Source organism: Enterobacter sp. SLBN-59, from assembly GCF_024807915.1.
Lineage (GTDB): Bacteria > Pseudomonadota > Gammaproteobacteria > Enterobacterales > Enterobacteriaceae > Enterobacter > Enterobacter asburiae_B.
Genome location: NZ_JANUFI010000001.1, coordinates 287,140 through 306,525 on the forward strand (window position 1 = coordinate 287,140; position 19,386 = coordinate 306,525).

The 19,386-nt window shown below is 56.1% G+C and carries 18 protein-coding genes; 8 read left to right on the top strand and 10 right to left on the bottom strand.

Annotated features, from left to right (window positions below; translation table 11 throughout):
* Positions 1-133: 133 nt before the first annotated feature.
* A complete protein-coding gene (edd, locus tag M2422_RS01350; RefSeq protein WP_064672726.1) occupies positions 134-1,945 on the top strand; it encodes a phosphogluconate dehydratase in 1,812 nt (603 codons plus the stop codon).
* A 39-nt stretch (positions 1,946-1,984) separates the two neighbouring features.
* Entirely contained in the window at positions 1,985-2,626 is a 642-nt protein-coding gene (gene kdgA, locus M2422_RS01355; protein WP_014884307.1) for a bifunctional 4-hydroxy-2-oxoglutarate aldolase/2-dehydro-3-deoxy-phosphogluconate aldolase, read from the top strand.
* Positions 2,627-2,667: 41 nt separating this feature from the next.
* Here the strand turns inward: kdgA and purT are convergent, their stop codons facing one another.
* Positions 2,668-3,846: a formate-dependent phosphoribosylglycinamide formyltransferase gene (gene purT, locus M2422_RS01360; RefSeq protein ID WP_064672725.1), complete on the bottom strand. Its 1,179-nt coding sequence runs from the start codon at positions 3,844-3,846 to the stop codon at positions 2,668-2,670.
* Between the two features lie 170 nt (positions 3,847-4,016).
* Between purT and M2422_RS01365 the strand changes: the two genes are divergently transcribed.
* Positions 4,017-4,664, top strand: coding sequence for a tellurite resistance TerB family protein (locus M2422_RS01365; protein WP_039263650.1), 648 nt, complete (start codon positions 4,017-4,019; stop codon positions 4,662-4,664).
* 85 nt (positions 4,665-4,749) lie between these two features.
* On the top strand, positions 4,750-6,810 hold the full coding sequence (gene ptrB / locus M2422_RS01370; protein WP_259139545.1) for an oligopeptidase B: 2,061 nt from the start codon (positions 4,750-4,752) through the stop codon (positions 6,808-6,810).
* On the opposite strand, the gene exoX is transcribed toward ptrB, so the two are convergent.
* The 3 genes from exoX to M2422_RS01385 form a co-directional block, all read right to left on the bottom strand.
* Positions 6,807-7,469 (bottom strand): exodeoxyribonuclease X, encoded by a 663-nt coding sequence (exoX, locus tag M2422_RS01375; RefSeq protein ID WP_010432611.1) that lies wholly within the window; start codon positions 7,467-7,469, stop codon positions 6,807-6,809. The genes ptrB and exoX overlap by 4 nt on opposite strands.
* A 24-nt stretch (positions 7,470-7,493) precedes the next feature.
* On the bottom strand, positions 7,494-8,144 hold the full coding sequence (locus tag M2422_RS01380; protein WP_064672723.1) for a carbon-nitrogen hydrolase family protein: 651 nt from the start codon (positions 8,142-8,144) through the stop codon (positions 7,494-7,496).
* Positions 8,145-8,254: 110 nt separating this feature from the next.
* Positions 8,255-8,485 carry a DNA polymerase III subunit theta gene (locus tag M2422_RS01385; RefSeq protein WP_064672722.1) on the bottom strand — a complete coding sequence of 77 codons (231 nt, stop codon included), beginning with the start codon at positions 8,483-8,485 and terminating at the stop codon, positions 8,255-8,257.
* Between the two features lie 136 nt (positions 8,486-8,621).
* Here M2422_RS01385 and yobA point away from each other — a divergent pair, with 136 nt between their 5' ends.
* From yobA to M2422_RS01400, 3 genes are read left to right on the top strand one after another with little or no spacing between them, the layout of a single operon-like run.
* Positions 8,622-8,993 carry a CopC domain-containing protein YobA gene (gene yobA, locus M2422_RS01390; RefSeq protein WP_064672721.1) on the top strand — a complete coding sequence of 124 codons (372 nt, stop codon included), beginning with the start codon at positions 8,622-8,624 and terminating at the stop codon, positions 8,991-8,993.
* 1 nt (position 8,994) lies between these two features.
* A complete protein-coding gene (gene copD, locus M2422_RS01395; RefSeq protein WP_064672720.1) occupies positions 8,995-9,864 on the top strand; it encodes a copper homeostasis membrane protein CopD in 870 nt (289 codons plus the stop codon).
* A gap of 16 nt (positions 9,865-9,880) precedes the next feature.
* Complete coding sequence (locus M2422_RS01400) at positions 9,881-10,219, top strand: YebY family protein (RefSeq protein WP_033145840.1); 339 nt, start codon at positions 9,881-9,883, stop codon at positions 10,217-10,219.
* Positions 10,220-10,658: 439 nt separating this feature from the next.
* Here the strand turns inward: M2422_RS01400 and M2422_RS01405 are convergent, their stop codons facing one another.
* Complete coding sequence (locus tag M2422_RS01405; RefSeq protein WP_064672719.1) at positions 10,659-11,555, bottom strand: benzoate transporter; 897 nt, start codon at positions 11,553-11,555, stop codon at positions 10,659-10,661.
* Positions 11,556-11,729: 174 nt separating this feature from the next.
* Positions 11,730-12,671 (bottom strand): VirK/YbjX family protein, encoded by a 942-nt coding sequence (locus M2422_RS01410; protein WP_064672718.1) that lies wholly within the window; start codon positions 12,669-12,671, stop codon positions 11,730-11,732.
* Positions 12,672-12,837: 166 nt separating this feature from the next.
* Here M2422_RS01410 and pphA point away from each other — a divergent pair, with 166 nt between their 5' ends.
* Positions 12,838-13,482, top strand: a complete 645-nt coding sequence (pphA, locus tag M2422_RS01415) for a protein-serine/threonine phosphatase (RefSeq protein ID WP_033145837.1) — start codon at positions 12,838-12,840, stop codon at positions 13,480-13,482.
* Positions 13,483-13,516: 34 nt separating this feature from the next.
* Here pphA and M2422_RS01420 read toward each other — a convergent pair whose 3' ends face one another.
* From M2422_RS01420 to yebS, 4 genes are all read right to left on the bottom strand, one after another.
* Positions 13,517-13,756, bottom strand: a complete 240-nt coding sequence (locus M2422_RS01420) for a YebV family protein (RefSeq protein ID WP_008500472.1) — start codon at positions 13,754-13,756, stop codon at positions 13,517-13,519.
* A gap of 106 nt (positions 13,757-13,862) precedes the next feature.
* Positions 13,863-15,305, bottom strand: a complete 1,443-nt coding sequence (gene rsmF / locus M2422_RS01425) for a 16S rRNA (cytosine(1407)-C(5))-methyltransferase RsmF (RefSeq protein WP_064672717.1) — start codon at positions 15,303-15,305, stop codon at positions 13,863-13,865.
* A gap of 77 nt (positions 15,306-15,382) precedes the next feature.
* Entirely contained in the window at positions 15,383-18,016 is a 2,634-nt protein-coding gene (locus M2422_RS01430) for a PqiB family protein (protein WP_033145835.1), read from the bottom strand.
* The gene (yebS, locus tag M2422_RS01435; RefSeq protein WP_023312213.1) at positions 17,985-19,268 is read right to left on the bottom strand and encodes a membrane integrity lipid transport subunit YebS; all 1,284 of its coding nucleotides are present in this window, start codon (positions 19,266-19,268) and stop codon (positions 17,985-17,987) included. Before yebS ends, M2422_RS01430 begins: the two co-directional genes overlap by 32 nt.
* Between the last annotated feature and the right edge of the window lie 118 nt (positions 19,269-19,386).

The window sequence follows — 19,386 nt, forward strand, 5'->3', positions numbered from 1 at the left end:
CGGAGCTTTTTTTATTACACTGCCGGAAGTGATTTTGCCCCTGAGCTCCGGACAGCAAGCGTTTCAGCGTTGTTAACAACTGCCAGCGACTTTGTAAACTCCCGAGCCGGACAGATAATTTAGAGGAGCTTTTATGAATCCGACATTGTTACGCGTAACACAGCGCATTATCGAGCGCTCGAAAGAGACCCGTTCAGCCTACCTCGCCCGGATTGAACAGGCAAAGAGCAGCACCGTCCACCGATCTCAGCTGGCCTGCGGGAACCTGGCGCACGGCTTCGCCGCCTGCCAGCCTGATGATAAAGCGTCGCTGAAAAGCATGTTGCGTAACAATATCGCCATCATTACCTCCTATAACGATATGCTTTCCGCCCACCAGCCGTATGAGGTCTATCCCGCTATCATCCGCAACGCGCTGCACAGCGTAAATGCGGTGGGCCAGGTGGCGGGCGGCGTACCTGCCATGTGCGACGGCGTGACGCAGGGGCAGGACGGCATGGAGCTGTCCCTGCTGAGCCGCGAAGTGATTGCGATGTCTGCCGCGGTGGGGCTGTCACACAATATGTTCGATGGCGCGCTGTACCTCGGCGTGTGCGACAAGATTGTCCCGGGCCTGGTGATGGCGGCGCTGTCGTTTGGGCATCTGCCTGCGATCTTCGTCCCGTCCGGCCCAATGGCGAGCGGTCTGCCGAACAAAGAAAAAGTGCGTATCCGCCAGCTGTACGCGGAAGGGAAAGCAGACCGTCAGGCGCTGCTGGAGGCGGAAGCCGCGTCCTATCATGCGCCGGGAACCTGTACGTTCTACGGTACGGCTAACACTAACCAGATGGTGGTGGAGTTTATGGGAATGCAGCTTCCGGGCTCGTCCTTTATCCAGCCGGATGCGCCGCTGCGCAAGGCGCTGACAGAGGCCGCGGCCCGTCAGGTCACGCGTCTGACCGGCAACGGCAACGAATGGATGCCGATGGGCAAAATGGTCGACGAAAAAGTCATCGTCAACGGGATTGTCGCGCTACTGGCAACCGGGGGGTCAACCAACCACACCATGCACCTGGTGGCCATGGCGCGTGCGGCGGGCATTCTGATTAACTGGGATGACTTCTCCGAGATCTCTTCCGTGGTGCCGCTGATGGCGCGCCTGTACCCGAACGGTCCGGCGGATATTAACCACTTCCAGGCTGCAGGCGGCGTACCGCTGCTGATGCGCGAGCTGCTGAAAGGCGGACTGCTGCATGAAGACGTGAATACCGTGGCGGGCTTTGGCCTTCAGCGCTACACCCAGGAGCCGTGGCTGAACAACGGCGAGCTGGACTGGCGTGAAGGGGCGAGCGCGTCCCTTGATGCGCAGGTGATTGCCACGATCGACAAACCGTTCTCTCCTCATGGCGGCACCAAAGTGCTGAGCGGCAACCTCGGTCGTGCGGTAATGAAGACCTCTGCCGTACCGGAAGAGAACCAGGTTATCGAAGCGCCGGCGGTGGTATTTGAAAGCCAGCACGACGTGTTACCCGCCTTTGACGCCGGTCTTCTTGATAAAGACTGCGTGGTGGTGGTGCGTCATCAGGGGCCTAAAGCCAACGGGATGCCAGAATTACATAAACTTATGCCACCACTTGGTGTATTATTGGACCGCCGTTTCAAAATTGCGCTAGTCACCGATGGACGCCTCTCCGGGGCATCCGGTAAAGTGCCTTCAGCCATCCACGTGACGCCGGAAGCCTACGACGGTGGCCTGCTGGCGAAAGTACGCGACGGTGACATGATCCGCGTGAACGGTCAGACGGGCGAGTTAACCCTGCTGGTGGATGAAGCCGAGCTGGCGGCACGTCAGCCTCATATTCCTGACCTGAGCGCATCGCGCGTGGGGACCGGACGCGAAATGTTCAGCGCGCTGCGTGAGAAACTCTCCGGTGCGGAGCAGGGCGCAACCTGTATTACGTTTTAAGACGACTTGATTTTAACGATCTGGCGAGAGAAAACTCTGATGAAAAACTGGAAAACAAGTGCAGAAGCAATCCTGACCACTGGCCCTGTCGTGCCGGTTATCGTGGTAAACAAGCTGGAGCACGCTGTACCGATGGCGAAAGCGCTGGTTGCGGGTGGCGTTCGCGTTCTGGAAGTGACCCTGCGCACCGCCTGCGCGATGGATGCTATCCGCGCTATCGCGAAAGAAGTGCCTGACGCCATCATCGGTGCGGGTACCGTTCTCAACGCGCAGCAGCTGGCGGAAGTGACCGAAGCAGGCGCGCAGTTCGCCATCAGCCCTGGCCTGACCGAGCCGCTGCTGAAAGCCGCCACCGAAGGTACCATTCCTCTGATCCCGGGCATCAGCACCGTCTCTGAACTGATGCTGGGCATGGACTACGGTCTGAAAGAGTTTAAATTCTTCCCGGCTGAAGCGAACGGCGGCACCAAAGCGCTGCAGGCGATTGCGGGTCCCTTCTCTCAGGTACGCTTCTGCCCGACGGGCGGTATCTCTCCTGCCAACTACCGTGACTACCTGGCGCTGAAAAGCGTGCTGTGCATCGGCGGTTCATGGCTGGTTCCGGCGGATGCGCTGGAAGCGGGCGACTGGGATCGCATCACCAAACTGGCTCGTGAAGCGGTTGAAGGTGCGAAGCAGTAAGCCACTCGCCGCATGAAAAACGGGCCTTACGGCCCGTTTTTTTATCCTGCAACCTTGACGCTCGCAGCGGCCGCTTTCGCTCTCGCCACGGCGTCGTCAACGTTATCCCCGGTGGCTAATGCCACGCCAAGACGGCGAGTTCCGTCGATCTCCGGCTTGCCGAACAGGCGTACCTGCAATCCTGCGCCCACCGCCCCGTCGACGTTATCAAACGTGACGTTCTGGCTGGTTAACTGCGGCAGGATCACCGCCGAGGCGGCAGGGCCATACTGACGAACACCGCCGACGGGCAGGCCGAGGAAGGCGCGCACGTGCAGGGCGAACTCGGAGAGATCCTGCGAAATCAGCGTGACCATGCCGGTGTCATGCGGGCGAGGGGAGACTTCGCTGAAAATCACCTCATCACCGCATACAAACAGCTCCACGCCGAACAGGCCATACCCGCCCAGCGCCAGGACGGTTTTACGGGCGATCTCCTGAGCACGCTCCAGCGCCAGGGCGCTCATCTGCTGCGGCTGCCAGGATTCGCGGTAATCGCCATCTTCCTGACGGTGACCAATCGGGTCGCAGAAATGGACGCCGTCAACGGCGCTGACGGTCAGCAGGGTGATTTCGAAATCAAACTTCACGACGCCTTCGACGATTACGCGACCGGCTCCGGCACGACCGCCCTGCTGGGCATAATCCCACGCGTTATCCAGGGTACCGCTGTCGCGAATAAAGCTCTGTCCTTTTCCGGAGGAGCTCATCACCGGCTTAACGATGCACGGGTAGCCAATTTCCTCGACGGCCTGCAGAAACGCGGCCTTATCGCCAGCAAAACGGTAGCTCGAGGTGGGCAATCCCAGCTCTTCCGCCGCCAGGCGACGAATGCCTTCGCGGTTCATGGTCAGCTTTGCGGCTTTCGCACAGGGCACCACGCGCTGGCCTTCCTGCTCCAGGGCGATCAGCGTATCGGTGGCGATGGCCTCAATTTCCGGCACGACAAAATCGGGTTTTTCGCGCGTAATCAGTTCGCGAAGGGCATTGCCATTCAGCATGTTAATCACATAAGAACGATGGGCGACGTGCATCGCGGGTGCGTCGGCGTAACGGTCTACGGCAATGACTTCCACACCTAAACGCTGGCACTCAATGGCGACCTCTTTCCCCAGCTCGCCCGATCCCAACAGCATCACTCGCGTCGCCGCAGGCCGCAGCGCAGTTCCTAAACGAATCATAACAATCCCCCTGAAAAAGTTGCGCGCAGTATAAACGAAAACGTTTGCGTCTGTCTCGTGCACGGCTAAGCGAGGGGACAGTAATTTGCGCTTCTTTAGCCCGACCAGACATTTCCTGACGCCCGCTCGCTTACGCTGTGAAACATGTTCACCGTTAAGCGAGGGAAACCATGTCTGGCTGGTTAAATCAATTGCAATCCCTGTTAGGGCAGAAAACATCGTCTGGCGAGCGGGACCTCAGCAAACTGCTGGTACCCGGAGCGCTCGGCGGGCTGGCAGGCCTGCTGGTCGCGAATAAATCCTCACGCAAGCTGCTGGCAAAGTATGGTACAGGCGCGCTGCTGGCCGGCGGCGGCGCCATCGCGGGCACCGTGCTGTGGAATAAATACAAGGACAGAATACGGACCGCGCACAGCGATGAACCGCATTACGGCGAGCACACCTCGCCGCTGGATCTGCGTACCGAACGGCTCATTCTTGCGCTGGTTTTTGCCGCGAAAAGCGACGGGCATATTGACGATAAGGAACGAGCGGCGATCGAGCAGCAGCTGCGCGAAGCCGGCGTTGAAGAGAAGGGAAGAGTGCTGGTGGCGCAGGCGATAGAACAGCCGCTCGAGCCGCAGCGTCTTGCGCAAAGTGTGAAAAATGAGGAAGAGGCGCTGGAGCTCTATTTCCTCAGCTGCGCAGCCATCGATATCGATCATTTTATGGAGCGGAGCTACCTTAACGCCCTGGGCGATGCGTTAAAGATCCCTCAGGACGTGCGCGAGGGCATTGAGCGGGATATCCGGGAGCAAAAACAGGCGTTACAGGGATAGTCGTCGCCGTCGCGACGCTGTTTCGCTTGCATCATGCGTGGGTTTTGCCAACCTTATAGGGTGTAAATCTTAAAAGAATGATGACATGCCACCGAAAGCCCGACGTACTCCTTATGCGATCACCACGCATGGCGATACGCGTATAGACAACTATTACTGGCTGCGGGACGATTCTCGCTCCCGGCCAGAGGTACTCGACTACCTGCACGAGGAAAACGACTATGGCCGCAAGGTCATGTCCAGCCAGCAGACGCTTCAGGACCAGCTCCTGAATGAAATGGTGCAGCGTATTCCTCAGCGCGATATCTCCGCGCCCTGGACCAAAAACGGCTATCGCTATCGCCATATTTACGAGCCCGGCAATGAGTATCCCATCTACCAGCGTCAGTCGGTGTTAAGCGCCGAATGGGATGAGTGGGATATTCTGCTGGATGCCAACCAGCGCGCCGCCCACAGCGAGTTTTATACCCTGGGCGGCATGTCCATTTCGCCTGACAACGCGGTGATGGCGCTGGCGGAGGATTATCTCTCCCGCCGCCAGTACGGCCTGCGGTTTCGCAATCTGGAGACCGGCAACTGGTATCCGGAAATGCTGGAAAACGTCTCCCCGGATTTTGTCTGGGCAAATGATTCCGAGACGGTTTACTACGTCAAAAAACACGCGTCGACGCTGCTGCCTTACCAGGTGTGGCGACATACCGTGGGAACGGACTCCGCTGACGACGAGCTGGTTTATGAAGAGAAAGACGAAACCTTCTATGTCAGCCTGCATAAAACCTCCTCACGCGACTATGTGATTATCTTCCTTGCCAGCGCGACGACGTCGGAAGTCCTGCTGCTGGATGCCGAACTGCCGGACGCCCAGCCGCTCTGTTTCCTGCCGCGCCGTAAGGATCACGAGTACAGCCTGGATCACTTCCAGCACAGCTTTTATTTGCGCTCCAATCGCGAGGGCAAAAACTTTGGTCTCTATAAAACCAAAGTGCGCGATGAGCGCAAGTGGGAGGTGCTTATCCCCGCGCGGGATCAGGTGATGCTGGAAGGGTTCACCCTGTTTACCGACTGGCTGGTGGTGGAAGAGCGTCAGCGCGGGCTGACCAGTATCCGGCAAATCAACCGTAAAACCCGGGAAGTGGTGGGGATTGCGTTTGATGACCCGGCCTACGTGACGTGGATTGGATTCAACCCTGAACCCGAATCGTCGCGGTTGCGCTACGGCTACTCCTCCATGACCACGCCGGACACCCTGTTTGAGCTGGATATGGATACCGGGCAGCGCCAGGTGATTAAACAGACCGAGGTAAAAGGGTTTGAGTCCGACAACTACCGCAGCGAGCACCTGTGGGTCACCGCCCGTGATGGCGTGGAGGTGCCGGTCTCTCTTGTTTACCATCGTGCTCATTTCCAGAAAGGCAAAAACCCGATCCTGGTATACGGCTACGGCTCGTATGGCTCAAGCATGGACGCCGATTTCAGCAGCAGCCGGCTAAGCCTGCTCGATCGCGGTTTTGTTTTCGCCATCGCCCATATTCGCGGCGGCGGTGAGCTGGGCCAGAACTGGTATGAAGACGGGAAATTCCTGAAAAAGAAAAACACCTTCAATGACTACCTCGACGTCTGCGATGCGCTGATTGAGCAGGGATACGGCGATCCGCAGCTTTGCTTCGGGATGGGGGGCAGCGCGGGCGGCATGCTGATGGGGGCGGCAATCAACCAGCGTCCCGATCGCTTTAAGGGGATTGTCGCGCAGGTTCCGTTTGTCGATGTGGTCACGACCATGCTCGATGAATCCATTCCTCTTACCACCGGGGAGTTTGAGGAGTGGGGGAATCCGCAGGATGAGATGTACTACCGCTATATGAAAGAGTACAGCCCGTACGATAACGTTGAGGCGAAAGCCTACCCGCATATGCTGGTCACCACCGGTTTGCATGATTCTCAGGTGCAATACTGGGAGCCGGCAAAATGGGTGGCAAAACTGCGTGAGCTGAAAACCGATGACAATCTGCTGCTGCTGTGTACCGATATGGATTCCGGACACGGAGGGAAATCGGGGCGATTTAAATCGTACGAAGGGGTTGCGCTGGAATATGCCTTTTTAATAGGCCTGGTGCAGGACACGCTGCCAGGCCGTGCGGAGCGTTAAGCGTCGCCCAGATAATGTTTCAGCGTTAAGCGCAGTTCCGGGCTCATTCTGTCGAGGTTGTTATACAGCCAGCGCAAATAGCCCGGGTCTTTATCCGCCACCTCGGACACCGGCTTCCCGCGATATTTACCAAAGGTAAACGTGGTCAGCAGCGCGGGACGTCCGGTGATCGTCGCCATGTCATCCGGTGTCCAGCCAGAGATATTCATAATATCAATCAGCAACGCGGCGGTGATATAGCAGTCATACAGGGCGCGGTGATGGTGAAGCCCCTCAGGGGTACGAACGCTCAGCTTGCGGGACTTGTACAGCGCCATGTTGCTGTATTTAATTCCCGGCCAGAGACGACGCGCCAGCTTCATGGTGCAAATCCATTCCCCCGGCATTTCAGGCAATACCCGGCGGTCAAAGCTGGCGTTATGCGCGACGTACCACGGGCTACCGTAGTAGTGCGGAATGATCTCTTCGATCCACGGCTTATCCGCCACCATCGATTCGGTAATGCGATGGATAGCCATCGCCTGAGGGCTGATGGGGCGATCGGGACGTACCAGATGGCTCATTGGGTTGACGATTTTACCATCAACCACGTCGACAGAGGCCACTTCCACTATTCCGCCCTGAAGATCGCAAGTTTCGGTATCGATGACGCGCAGCATTGAAAACTCCTGAGCTTAAAACGCCTAGCCTAAAGGAATGATATCGCCTTGCCAACCCTCTCCGCCGAGCGTGCCGGTCACCAGAAGCTCGCCCTTATCCGCGCGCACGATCAGCTGGCCTTTTTCATCCCACAGCGCGCTGCCGCCGCAGGCGTTCGCCATCAGCACCGCAATGGCATATTTATGCGCGAAGCGCTGCAGGTTACTGATGGACTGCCGCCAGCGATGATCCCCCACCGACTGGCAGCTGGTAACAAGCGTTGCCCGGGGATCGAGATTGGGCGAATCGGGATGTGCATCAAGGATGGTAAGGTGTTTATCCCCCGGCACGAGGCTGGCACCGCGCCCTTGCGGATAGCGCAAAATGCGATGGCGAGCGGGCGAAAACAGCACAAGGCCTTTCTGGCGCTGGCCATTCTGTTCCAGGGGGAGCCCGGCAATAACGGTGATCTGGTGTTGATGTGCCGCGTTGAGCAGCGGCTCCAGCTGCGCGTCATCGGGCGGGGGAGGTAACGTCGGCGAGCCAGAGCCCGTTAATGAGAGTTCAGGGAAAACCAGCAGATCGCACCGCTGCCGTGCTGCTTCGGCGATGAAGCGCAGGTGGTGCGTAACATGGTCATCTACAGTCTGATGCAGCCCGCCATACTGGGCTGCCGCTATATTCCAATGTGACATCGTGACTTCCTTATACACTGAGTCGCAGAGATTTAAGAATACACCTAAAATAATCAGGGTTTTCTTATCCTGCCAGATTCCGCGTAAGGAAATGTAACGACTCGTTAAGCTTATTTAACTTTAGGCTCGTACGGTAAACGGGAGAGGTTGACCGAGGCGAGGCGGTGGGCGATGAGTCTTTCGCGAAACCAGTCGCGCAGATGGGCGGGCTGTTCCCGTTCCACGACTTCAGCCACGACGGGCATGTTGTAACGCTCTTTGAACGCGACGCCAGCGGCAGCGAGATCGACATTCACTTTATCCATCTCGTCCTGCGGAAGGACGGCCAGATTGATCTTCATTACCTTCTCCTTTTTATGCGGCGGCAACGTTACCGCGATTGCACGACGATGACAAGCGGAGGCAGGATGATCCTCGACTCGTTTATTATACAGCGTTATTCTTTAGCATACAGACATAACAAAAAGGAATGATAGGATGGGTTTTTCCGCTTCCCGCGCGGTCTGCGCACTGGTTTTTGTGGCCTCGACAATGATGACGCCTTCCGTGCTGGCACATGCACATCTTAAACAGCAGATCCCGGCAGCAGACAGCGTGGTGACCGCACCGCAGGCACTTACGCTGAATTTTTCAGAAGGTATCGAACCTGGATTTAGCGGTGTAGTGGTAACGGATGCGCAAAAGCAGATCGTCAAAACGGGAACCGCTACGCGCGACGAAAAGAACAAAGCTCAGCTTACCGTGCCGCTGGAACAAACGCTGGTATCAGGGACTTACCAGGTGGACTGGCATGTGGTCTCCGTGGACGGCCATAAAACCAAAGGCAGCTATCACTTTAGCGTGAAATAGCATGCTGGCGCTGTGTTATATCGGGCTACGCTTTATCCATTTCGGGGCGCTGATGCTGGTGTTTGGCAATGCGCTTTACAGCGTCTGGTTTGCGCCTTCCTCTCTCCACCGTCTGATGTCCCGGCGATTCCAGTCGCAGCAGAAAGTGGCGGCCTTAGTGAGCCTTGCGGCAGCGGTCCTGATGTTTATGCTGCAGGGCGGATTGATGGGCAGCGGCTGGGGAGATGTGTTTGCGCCACAGATCTGGTTCAGCGTGATGGGAACCCGGTTTGGCGGTGTCTGGATGTGGCAAATAATCCTCGCTGCGCTGACGGTCGGTGCGGCATGGCTTGCGCCGCTGAAAGGTTCGCGGCTGCTGCTGCTCGCAATGGGCCAGCTTATCCTGCTGGCTGGGGTAGGGCATGCGGCGATGAACGACGGTCCGACGGGGGCGCTGCAGCGTCTTAATTATGCTTTTCACCTGATATGTGCCGCCACCTGGCTTGGCGGATTACTGCCCCTGCTGTTCTGTATGCGTCTGGCGAAAGGGCGCTGGCAGAATGCCGCCATCTTTACCATGATGCGCTTCTCGCGCGTGGGGCATTACGCCGTTGCGGGCGTCCTGCTCTCCGGGGTGATAAATGCGCTCATGATACTGGGCCTCGATATTCCCTGGCAGGCTGGCTACGTGCGGTTTTTGTTGTTCAAATGTGCGCTGGTGGCGTTGATGGTGGTAATTGCGCTGGCAAATCGGTATTTTCTGGTGCCACGGTTTCGTCCGGAGAGCGGGCGAGCACAACAGATTTTTATCAGGATGACACAGGCAGAAGTGGTGCTGGGAGCGCTGGTGCTGGCAACGGTCAGTCTGTTCGCCACCTGGGAACCCTTCTGACAAGGTTAAATATCATATGAAAAAGACAGTACTTTCTCTCTTATTGCTGGCCTGTACGGGGAGCGCGCTTGCCGCACCGCAGGTCATCACCGTGAGTCGTTTTGAAGTGGGTAAGGACAAATGGGCGTTCAATCGCGAAGAGGTGATGCTGACCTGCCGTCCAGGCCATGCGCTGTATGCGATCAACCCGAGTACGCTGGTGCAATACCCGCTGAATGATACCGCAGAGCAGCAGGTAGCCAGCGGCAAGAGCAGCGGCCAGCCGATTAGCATTATTCAGATCGATGACCCGGCGCATCCGGGACAAAAAATGAGTCTGGCGCCGTTTATCGAGCGCGCCGACAAGCTCTGCTAACGTTCGGGTTTCCAATAAAAAACCGCAGATGCTTGCGAAAGCACTGCGGTTTTTCACTTTTAATGATGCTCTGGCGCTTTTTTTCCGACCGCTTTTGCTGTGGACTGGAAAACCTGGCGTCGTCATCTATTCTTAAAAGGCAAGGCGACTTAGCCTGCATTAATGCCAACTTTTAGCGCACGGCTCTCTCCCAAGAGCCATTTCCCTGGACCGAATACAGGAATCGTATTCGGTCTCTTTTTATCTGTATGTTTTTCAAAGCATTGTTCGGTGTTGACTCTAAATCACCCGAAACTTTCTCGAACATTCCATATCCTGTCTAAACCATAACATACTCAGGACCGCGTGCGTCCAGGGTTTTTTGGGATCTTTGTTAAAATTTTGTGGCCGAGCGACCGCTGAGCAAACGCCCTCTGGCGAGCAAAAGGGCAGCCCTAAGTTAAATAATGAACGCGCTGAATTTGTCTTTGTGGCGGACAATGTACTCCGGGAAGTTTTCAACCGTTAGCTCTTGCTTGATTAATGTCCTGTCGCGCCCCCAGATATCTTCCGCATTTTTAATGACCTTCATGATGTGTTCCGGGTTGTTAAACTCAGGAAGATCGTATTCAGTATGGGATATGGTCGACATTTTTTCTGAGATGCGCTCGGGGGTCATTACCCACGAGAAGTGCCAGCCACCATTGTCAATAATGCTGTTGTTAATCTTGAACCAGTTCCACTTTAGCCAGGACCAGTTTTTAACGCGTCGGGTACGTTTAAGATTCCTGAATGATTCAGGTTCGCCGCCAAAGAAACTAACGAGATTTTTATATTGTGTGGCTCGCGGTAATTTACATTTTCTTGGCGTGTTGTCAGTATTAAAAACCTGCAGGTTGAACTGATAATTATAGAAATTCTGATAAATAGTGGTGCAGAGCTTTTTGGGATTTATCGATGCTACCACCTGTGGTGAAAATATCTCATCGACATCGGAAACTAAAATCAAATCATCATCGTTGGCATGCGTCAAACCCTGCATGATGGCATTCCTCTGCGCGGCTTCATTTGCCCACGCATCCACCACCATTCCCTCTGGCAGACCCGGAATCACCTCCCGAGCAGGGTGTGATTCTTCAGCGGCTTTCGTAATCGGTTCTTTATCATGAACAACGTAGATAATTTTATCTTTAAACTGGCTGTATTTATTAATGTCAAAATGCAGCGGCCTCTTTTTACCGGTAAAGGTATGCGTTGACTCAACGATAACGAAGCGATCGACAACGTCCGCGAGCGTGTTTAGCCTGATTTCGAGAAGCATATCTTCATCGTAATATAAGAAGCAGTCATAGATCATTACCAAAGTCCCTCATTTTTGCGCCCGCATTGCGCTTTTCCCAACGCATTCGCCGGTTTCATTTCGCGCAATGCTAACTGAGCGCCCTCGCCCTGTGCAATAGTGGGCTGCTTTATCATTCCTCTTTTAAACAGAATACATCCACTACGCAGTGAGCGAAAACGCCAGCCTGGCTTAAAAGTGGGACTTCACGGACGCCTCTATTTCATCGAGCAGCTCAAAGCGACGGCGGTATTCGGCACGTTTTTTACTGGCAATCTCTTCCAGGGATTTACGCTCCATGTGCAGCGGCAACTGCCAGCAGAAGGCTGACAGCTTTTTACCGTCCAGAGATCCCCAAAACTCATCGTAGCTGGCATGGAAATGGCGGCCTTTGCTCAGGCGATATCGCAGCGCGCGGAAAACGTGCCCTTCATCGCTGACGGCAAAAATCGCCCGGACAGATGACTGTGCAGCCAGCTGGAAGAGGACTTCCATCAACACTCGTTTGGGGAACAGGCCGTGGCAGGCGCGGGTGGCCTGCTTAATGACGTCTCGCGATACGCTGCGACGGGGTCCCTGAAGGCCGCCGATGACCATCACTTGCTGACCATTGCTGCGCGCGACGCTGAAGGTCAGGCTGGCCAGCAGCGTATCCTCGTTGTCGCGTAGCCACAAGGTGCTTTCGCCCTCGCGCTCGGCTTTCCCCGCAGAGGAAGCATTGACCGTATAGGTTACGCCGTCTTTGGCGTGGAACTGCACAACGGTTTGCTCCTGCGGGCTGCTCAGGGCCTGAGCGAGACCGCTCTCTCTCAGGCTATCAATCCAGTAGTAATGGTTGACGATAGCGTCGGCGCGATCGTTAGCCGTCAGGCCGCGCATCAGATACTGTCGGTGGGTCTTGCTGGGCAACGTAATTTGAGAGGCCAGCAGCCTGTCGAAATCGTCGCGACCCGAAAGGGCTTCCAGCATGCGATGGGTAGAAGACCAGAACAGAAGCGAGCGTAAAAGGAACTTCAGGCGATATTCGCGTTTACGCCAGATTGGACCCGGCACGCGTTTGCCGTTCACCAGCTCGGAAATAATATTTGTGCGATGCGGATAGAAAACATCGTTATGCAGGTGCGTATTAGACACGTGAAGACCCCTCTTTTTTTATACCCTTATTCTAAAGAGCCAATAAAAAGGGATTAATAGCGCGAGGATCTTTATTTCTGTTTGGTTTACCGTTTGTTTCACTTCGTGACGACCGCGCCGGTCTGTCGCCTTTTCTGCGGCGGCTATACTGTTTAAAGGAGGTTCTATGTATCAGCGAATTGAAGGTGGGATGTGGCGTCACGTCTGGGTTGTCAGCGATATACACGGTTGTTACCAGTGGCTTATGGATGAACTTAAACGCCGTCACTTTAACCCGTATGAGGATTTACTTATTTCGGTCGGGGATGTGATCGATCGTGGCCCTGATAGCGTTAAATGCCTGCAGTTAATTCATGAAAAATGGTTTCGTGCCGTGCGGGGAAACCATGAGCAAATGGCTCTCGACAGTCTGGATAATAACGATTTTTCACTCTGGACGATGAATGGCGGAATATGGTTTTCGCATCTTGAACGCGACCAGCAACAGCTTGCCCTGTCGTTGCTCGACGCCTGTCGCGATTTACCGCATATCATCGAGATAACCTGTGCGAACGGTCTGAATGTGATTGCCCATGCTGATTATCCTGCCGCGGAATACCGGTGGCAAAAACCGGTCAGTGCCCAGCGCGTCTTATGGAACCGCGACAGGCTGATGGGATTTATGGTGGGCAAAGGAGAGGGCATCAGCGGCGCGGATCATTTCTGGTTTGGGCATACGCCTCTCGACAGAAGGTATGATTTTAATAATCTTCACTACATTGATACGGGGGCTGTTTTCGACGGTTACTTTACGCTGGCGCAGCTGCAGTAATAAATAACCCGCCTTCGGGCGGGTTCTCTTTAGGTCAGGCAAGACGCATGACCCAGGCATCGGTTTTACTATCGTAATGCTCACGGTAAAGGACAGAATGTTCGCCATCAAGTATTGCCGGGACGCTGGTGTCTGCATCCCATGCATCGAGCTGCATGCACAAATCCGGGTCGGATTTGCAGGGAATACTTAACGTTCGATCGCCTTGTGCTTCGCCGCGCAGCTCTGCGTCGTCGATCTCAAAAGCGCCAATACGCACGCTGGTTTTCGTCATAGTGCTCTCCGGGTCGGTTGTCAAAATCTGGTATGACCAGTGCGATCACCCATTTTTGATCGTAGACAAGGAGAGCAAAATCGCCAGTAAAAAAATGCGCTTTTTTTCAGGCTGTGCGATCGTTACCGGTAAACAGACGGCCGTCCCGAACCAGCTCGCGCGGATAGCTGTTTTTCAGCCTTGAGCCGACCTTTTTTGCCACCCCCAGCGGATATCCCTGATACGTCACTATCACTTCATCGCCTGATGGCGTGCTGTCCGGATAGACATCGCGGCCACGGTACCACTCTTCGGCTTCCTGATGCGTCAGGGCAAAGGTATTCTCGCGTCCGGCAAGGGCGATAACGGCCTCATGCTGCCAGCGATACCCTTTATTATGCACTTCCGCCAGGCGGATCCCGATTCGCGAAAAACGGACCTTTCCGATGAGCGGCTCGATCTGTGCCGGGAACAGCCATATCTCTTTATCACGCATCCAGGGGTGCAGGCTCTCATCCCAGACCAGTCCGACCTTTTTGGCGGCGGCTTCAAGCTGTGCTGCATCGCGGCCTTTAAGAGGGGAAAACGGGAAGTTGCCGACCTTGAATTTAGGTGCGGGCAGGGGCTGAACCGCCTGCGTTTTACGCAAACGCGCCACAAAAAAACCTTCGCAGTCGTAAATCTGCGGGAACACGTGAAGGAAACCCTCCGGCGTGACCGCCTCCTGTGCCGAGGCGAACAGGCCGTTAAGCGGCAGGAACTCAACTGCCTCCGGGTAGTTCGCTTTCAGCCACAGGCAGACGTCTTCGTTTTCATCGCGGTTTAAGGTGCACGTTGAATAGACCAGCGTGCCGCCAGGGCGCAACGCGTGAAATGCGCTGTCGATCAGCTCGCGCTGCGTGGCGGCGATCTCAAGGTTGCTCTCAACTGACCAGTTTTTTAACGCGTCGGGATCTTTACGCACCACCCCTTCGCCGGAGCAGGGCGCGTCCAGCAGAATGGCATCGAAGGCTTCCGGTAAAGCGGCGCCAAACACGCGTCCGTCGAAGTGCGTCAGGGCAACATTATGAATACCGCAGCGGCTGATGTTGGCATGCAGCACCTTCACGCGGCTGGCGGAAAACTCGTTGGCGAGGATCGCCCCGTGGTTACCCATTCGGGCGGCAATTTGCGTGGTTTTTGAGCCAGGAGCGGCGGCAACATCCATCACGCGTTCAGGCGCATTGCCATCGGCGAACAGGGCGGCCACCGGCAGCATCGAGCTGGCTTCCTGAATATAGAACAGGCCGCTCAGATGTTCAGCGGTACTGCCCAGCGGCAGCGAGGCTTCGTCATCGCGTTCGATCCAGAACCCCTCGGCGCACCACGGTACCGGCGTAAGCTGCCAGCCGTACGGCGAGACCAGCGCCAGAAAATCCTCGACGCTGATTTTCAGCGTGTTGACGCGAATACTTCGGCGTAACGGACGCTGGCAGGCGGCGATAAAATCATCTAACGACAGGTGAGAAGGAAGCGCCTCGCGCATCTGCGCCAGGAATTGTTCAGGAAGAAATACGGAGTTTTGAGCCACGGGCACACCACAGGGAAAAGTTCAGGTGCGCAGTGTAACATAAAGGCTCCGGTGCGTTGACACCGGAGCCTGTCAGATTAACGCGGCAGGGCGGTTCCCCATTCGCGCCACTCTTTCGGTTCGCTTTCGAGCAGCAGGAAGTGTTTACCCGGCTGCGCTTTCGGCGCCAGCGGCGTGCCCGGCGGCGTGGCAAACGCGATACCGCCGCGAATGAACTGGTTGAAGGTGCCGGTTTTCACCACGCCTCCCGTCAGGCCAAAGTCCAGCGAATAGCCGGATGCCAGCCAGAATACCGAGTTATTACGGACCAGGTGCTGGTAGCGTTCGCTGATGCGTAACGCCACCATTACGCGGTCGGAGAGCGTACCGAGCGTCAGGCCCGTGACCGTACCCACTTCAATGCCGCGGAACAGAACCGGCGTGCCGATGCTCAGCGAGCCCGCTTCCGGCACTTCCACCACGATGCTCAGGCCGCCAAGGTAGCGCGAGTCGGTGATCGTGGCTTCCTGCAGTTCGAAATCACGACGGGCATTGCCCTGGCCCGGCTCAACGTTGATGTACGGCTGCAAAATGGTGTCGAGATGCTCAACGCCCGCGGCCGAGATCTGCGGCGTCACCACCGAGAAGCGCGAACCCGTGCGGGCGAAGGTCTGCACATATTCCGGGTACAGCACGGCGGTGGCCTGCACCTCGTTGCGCGAGGTAATCAGCGTCAGCTTCTGGATTTGTCCAATATCAATGCCCAGATAGCGGATTGGCATGCCTTCCGCCAGCTTACCGGCATCAAACGCGTGCAGGGTAATCTGTCCACCCACGGCGCGTGCGGCGGTTTCGGACGGGAAGAGAATACGCTTATCGCCTTTACGCAGATTCGCCCCCGCGCCGCTGAGATTATCGAAGCTTATCGCGCCGCGCAGCGCGCGTGAGAGCGGGGAGGCCTGCACGGTCAGCCCGTTACCGTTAAGCTGAACTTTCGCGCCGCCTTCGGCCCAGAAGACGCTGTTTGGCGTCAGCAGCTTGCGGTACTCCGGCTTGATATGCAGTTCGATATCAAACGCGTCCGCACGCGGGCGAACGGCGATCACTTCCCCAACTTCAAACTTGCGATACAGCACCACGGATCCTGCCTGTACGTCCGGCAGCGTCTCGGCGCTTAATGTCAGCGTGGTGGTAGGGAGATCGCTCAGGCTGTTTTCAACCGCTTTCTCCAGGTTGGCATACAGCGGATAGCTGTCGCGAACGGGGCCTTTATCACCGGGCAGAATGCGGATGCCGCCGTTAACCCATTCGCTGGCGCTGGCGCCGAGGAATTCCACGCCGTCCAGTCCCACCTTCACATCGACGCGACTGTTCACCACGAATTTGCTGTCACCGTGCACCAGGTCGCTGTACTGCGGATCGATGGCGACCGAGAAGGTCACGCCATTCGCGGAGAGCTTACGCTCCAGCACCTGGCCGACCTGCACGCCGTGTAAAATTAACGGCTGGCCGGCTTCGATTCCGTAACTTTCTGGCGCATTCAGCGTGACGGTCACTACGCCCGGCTTTTGCAGCAGGGATTTATCCGCCGGGGCAATCACGAAGCTATTGCTGGGCTCACCTTCGCCGGGGATGAGCTCAAACGTATTGCCGGTCAACAGCGTGCTGAGGCTGGCATCGTTCAGGGAGAGCTTTGGACTGCGCATTTCGATACGCGTTTTCTCGCGCAGGAGGTCGACCACGCTCGGGTCGACAGTCATTTCTCCTGTGACCGAGCCGCCCGGGTTGAGCGTCATTTTGGTGAGCTGACCAACCTGCAACCCCTGATACATCAGCGGCGTTGAACCCGCTTTTAGCCCCTTAGCATCGGGCAGAGCGAGTTTGACGATCACGCCGCGCTGGCTGTGCGCCAGGTCTGCGTACAATCCAAATGAGTCATCCGCGGTGGCAGGGCTTGAGTTTTCCGGGGAGTCAAAAGCAATGGCACCATTCACCAGCGCGGCCAGACTCTCCAGCTTCACTTTCGCACCGCTCAGGCTGACGTCCGCATCCACGCCGGAGACGTTCCAGAAGCGGCTGCCTTTTTTCACCAGATTGGTGAAGCGACGCTCGATCAGCACGTCGATGGTGACGCCCTGTTTATTCGGGTTGATCGCGTAATCGTACACGCGGCCAACCGGGATTTTGCGGAAATAGACCAGCGAACCGCTGTTCAGAGAACCGAGATCCGGCGCCTGCAGATGAATCATTAAATCGCCGTTGTTGAGGCGGTACTTGGGCTGTGTATCCAGGGCAACAAAGTGATCCTGCGGCTCTCCTTTACCCGGCATCATGCCGATATAGTTACCGCCCACGAGCGCATCCAGCCCTGACACGCCCGCCAGAGACGCTTTTGGCGTGACCAGCCAGAACTGCGTTTCGCTGCGCAGGGCATCCTGCATGTCAGATTTAATACTGACCCGCACCTGAATCTTGTTCAGCCCTTTTCCAAGGGAGATGTCCTGAACCGTACCCACTTCAACCCCCTGGAAGCGAACGGGCGTTCGCCCGGCGACGATGCCGTCGGCGGTCTGGAAATCAATGGTGACGGTACTCCCGCGATCTTCATAGCTCGTCCAGATCAGCCAGCCTGCAATCATCAGGGCGATGACGGGCAGCAACCAGAATGGCGAAATGCGGCGTTTTGTTTTAATTCTCGCTTCAGTCGGCGAAGCGGGGGTTTCCTGACTCATGTGCATCCCAAAGTAAGCGGCTATCCAGCCATTCCACAGCAAGAATAGTCAATATCACCGCAGAGCCGAAATAAAAAGCCGCGGGTCCCATTGTAAAAGCAAGTAGCTGGTCGCGATTGATGAGCGACATCATCAGCGAAATCACGAACAGATCTAACATTGACCAGCGGCCAATCCAGGTGACGAACCGCAGCAGCAGAATGCGGGTCCGTAAGCCTTGTTCACACTTAAAGTGAATGCTGATGAGCAGGGTAAACATCACCACCACTTTGGTAAAGGGAACCAGGATACTGGCAATAAAAACGATCGCCGCCACCCCGACGTTGCTGTGCGCAAGGGAGATAATCCCGGAGAGGATAGTATCCTCCTGACGCCCGCCATTCACGTAAATGATGGAAATCGGCAGCATATTGGCTGGGATCAGAAACACCAGGGAGGCGATCAGCGCGGCCCAGCATTTTTGCAGGCTGTTGTTGCGCCGCAGTCTCAACGGAATGTGACACCGCGGGCAGCGCCCACGCGCGTCGGGCAAGCCGGTATAGTGGCATCCCAGACAGACGCGCAGATTTTCATCAGGACGCGTGGCGGGGCGCTGAGGGTAAAATCGCTCCCAGAGCTGTTCAACGTTAAGGTGGATCAGCGTCAGGATGCTCAGCAATACCAGGCTGATGAAAGCAAAAAGTCCGATGCCGGGCTGCAAAAAGGCGTAGTCCTGCACCTTTATTGACGCAACGCCCACGCCCACCAGATAAATATCCAGCATCACCCACTCTTTGAGCTTATCCAGCATCAGCAGAACCGGGCGAAGGTTCATGCCGAGAATATTACCAAACCACAGATAGGCAATGGCGGCGACCAGCACCAGCGGCGCACCAACGGTGCAGAAAAGCACCATGGCAGCGGTGATGGGATCGCCCTGACGGGTCATCTGCCAGATACCCTGCAGCACGTTGGCGTCAATGCGTACGCCAAGCAGGTAGAGTTTCAGCAGCGGTTCGCTCCAGGCGAAGGGCATCAGCAGCAGCATGGTGACGGCCATGGCGGCGAGGCGGGTGAGCGACCAGTCGCGGCCGTCGCGAATTTTGGCGTCGCAGCGCGGACAAAAGGCACTTTGGTGCGATTTCATCTTCGGCAACATAAAAAGCGTATCGCACTGGGGGCAACGCTGATAATGTGCACGTGGCAAAGCTTCGCTCACCGTATGGACAGTTATCTTTCTTGTCGGCGTAATTTTGGTTGTTTTTAAGGCCATCAGCTGCGCACAAATAAGTATTGTTGAAAGTTATAATAACTCATGAACGGATTCATCTTGAGCATGAGCGCATTTAATGCTTATTTTAATAGGCTATGCGGTAAATTTGTAAGACAAC